Below are 2302 nucleotides of genomic sequence, written 5' to 3'. Positions count from 1 at the left end.
CGTGGTACTTTCCGCCGGAATACGCGTTCACGCAAAACCAGAATCAGCGTTCACGTTCCGCCAGAATGACCGTTCACGCCAGGCCAGAATACGCAAGGCTCACGAATCTGGCTGGTTGCCGGCGTGACGGACATGCGCAACGGCTTCAATGGCCTTGCCTCCAGGGTGCAGAACACGTTACGGGATGACCCGTTCAGCGGGCATCTGTTTATCTTTCGGGGGCGTCGCGGCGACATGATAAAGGTGCTGTGGGCGGACAGGGACGGCCTGTGCCTGTTCACCAAACGGCTGGAGCGGGGGCGCTTCGTGTGGCCGGTGACCCGCGACGGTAAAGTCCACCTTACGCCGGCGCAGCTGTCCATGCTGCTGGAAGGCATTAACTGGAAACATCCGCAGCGAACGGAACGCCCTGGAATACGCATATAACCTGCTGTAAAGTGGGGTTATGGAGACCTCATACCCTGATGAAAACGCCCGGCTAAGGGCGCAGCTGCAGGAGCAGCAGACCACCATCCGCAAAATGGCGGAGTATAATCGCCTGCTCTCACAGCGGGTGGCGGCGTACGCCAGCGAAATCAACCGCCTGAAGGCGCTGGTCGCTAAGCTGCAGCGTATGCAGTTCGGCAAAAGCTCCGAAAAGTTGCGTGAGAAAACGCAGCGCCAGGTACGCGAGGCAGAGGAGCGCATCAGCGCCCTGCAGGAGGAGATGGCAGAGGTGCTGGGCGAGCAGCATGACCCGGCACTCCCGCAGCCGCTGCGCCAGTCTTCTGCCCGCAAACCGCTGCCAGCCTCGCTTCCCCGGGAAACCCGCACGCTGTCGCCGGCAGAAACCGCCTGCCCGGAATGCGGCGGCGAACTCAGTGCGCTGGGCTGCGACGTATCGGAGCAACTGGAGCTTATCAGCAGCGCCTTTAAGGTTATCGAAACGCAGCGGCCGAAGCTGGCCTGCTGTAGCTGTGACCACATCGTTCAGACAGCCATGTCCTCGAAACCCATCGAGCGCAGCTATGCGGGTCCCGGCCTGCTGGCGCGCATCGTCACGGCGAAGTTCGCCGAACATACGCCTCACTATCGTCAGTCAGAGATATACCGTCGGCAGGGCGTGGAGCTGAGTCGTGCCACGCTGGGGCGCTGGTCCGGCGCGGTCAGCGAGCTGCTGGAGCCGCTGTACGACCTGCTGCGCCAGTACGTGCTGATGCCGGGCAAAGTGCATACCGACGATATCCCGGTACCGGTTCAGGAGCCGGGCAGCGGCAAAACCCGCACGGCCCGGCTGTGGGTCTACGTACGGGATGACCGTAATGCGGGGTCGCAACTTCCACCGGCGGTGTGGTTCGCGTACTCGCCGGACCGGAAAGGTGTGCATCCGCAGCAACATCTTGCCGGATACAGCGGTATCCTGCAGGCGGACGCGTACGGTGGCTACAACGCGCTGTACGAAGGCGGCCGCATCACGGAAGCGGCCTGCATGGCGCACGCCCGGCGGAAAATCCACGACGTGCATGCCCGGACACCGACCGACATTACAACCGAAGCGCTGAAGCGAATCGGAAAACTGTATGCCATTGAGGCAGAGATACGCGGCAGCCCGGCAGACGAGCGGCTGGCGGTACGTAAAGAGCAGACTATCCCGTTAATGCAGTCGCTGTACGACTGGATACAGGTTCAGATGAAGGTGCTGTCACGGCACTCGGATACGGCGAAGGCGTTTGTCTACCTGCTGAAGCAGTGGGACGCGTTAAACCTGTACTGCAGCAACGGCTGGGCGGAGATAGACAACAACATCGCGGAGAACGCGCTGCGCGGTGTTGCCCTTGGCCGGAAAAACTGGCTGTTCGCCGGTTCAGATACGGGTGGGGAGCGGGCAGCAGTGCTGTACTCGCTGATCGGCACCTGCCGGCTGAACGGCGTGGAGCCGGAGGCGTGGCTGCGCTATGTGCTGGAACATATCCAGGACTGGTCGGTGAACCGACTGCGCGATCTGCTGCCGTGGAAAGCTGATCTCACATCTGCCTGAGCGTCAATACGGTTAGTATGTGACGCTTGCTTTTTAACCTGAAATCCATTTTTCAGGCACACTGATCCATAAGCCCTGTTTGCAGCCATCGTTTTTTTGCTATTACGTGATACCTTTCTGACAGCAATTCCTTTGCGTGCATCCCGGCCTGCGCCCCGGCAAAGCGCAACCGATCGCCACACAGAATACTGTAGTGATGTGATGGACGCCCCTCCCTAAGGTGTTAGTGCCATACTTTTACTGACTGCATTATTCCGGGAGTTACATCGCATGAACACGATCAGA

At 60.2% G+C, this 2302-nt stretch carries 2 protein-coding genes and 1 pseudogene; 2 read left to right on the top strand and 1 reads right to left on the bottom strand.

Going from position 1 to position 2302, the window contains the following annotated elements; genetic code table 11:
- Window positions 1-132 precede the first annotated feature (132 nt).
- Together tnpB and tnpC are read left to right on the top strand one after the other, a co-directional pair.
- Window positions 133-426, top strand: a complete 294-nt coding sequence (tnpB, locus tag B9Y90_RS25945) for an IS66 family insertion sequence element accessory protein TnpB (protein WP_085543147.1) — start codon at window positions 133-135, stop codon at window positions 424-426.
- Window positions 427-445: 19 nt separating this feature from the next.
- Window positions 446-2017: an IS66 family transposase gene (tnpC, locus tag B9Y90_RS25940; RefSeq protein ID WP_085543146.1), complete on the top strand. Its 1572-nt coding sequence runs from the start codon at window positions 446-448 to the stop codon at window positions 2015-2017.
- A 52-nt stretch (window positions 2018-2069) separates the two neighbouring features.
- Here tnpC and B9Y90_RS27740 read toward each other — a convergent pair.
- Window positions 2070-2204, bottom strand: a pseudogene (locus B9Y90_RS27740) (IS91 family transposase); the annotation flags it as partial.
- Window positions 2205-2302 lie beyond the last annotated feature (98 nt).

Origin of the sequence: Cedecea sp. NFIX57 (genome assembly GCF_900177785.1) — a bacterium.
Taxonomy (GTDB): Bacteria; Pseudomonadota; Gammaproteobacteria; order Enterobacterales; family Enterobacteriaceae; genus Cedecea; species Cedecea neteri_C.
Note: the sequence above shows the minus strand (reverse complement) of the source record. Positions and strands in the feature narration are given on the sequence as shown.

What these genes read in the sequence shown, in the direction of transcription:
- tnpC (WP_085543146.1), top strand. Translation starts at nt 446, where the DNA reads ATGGAGACCTCATACCCTGATGAAAACGCCCGGCTAAGGGCGCAGCTG.
- tnpB (WP_085543147.1), top strand. Translation starts at nt 133, where the DNA reads ATGCGCAACGGCTTCAATGGCCTTGCCTCCAGGGTGCAGAACACGTTA.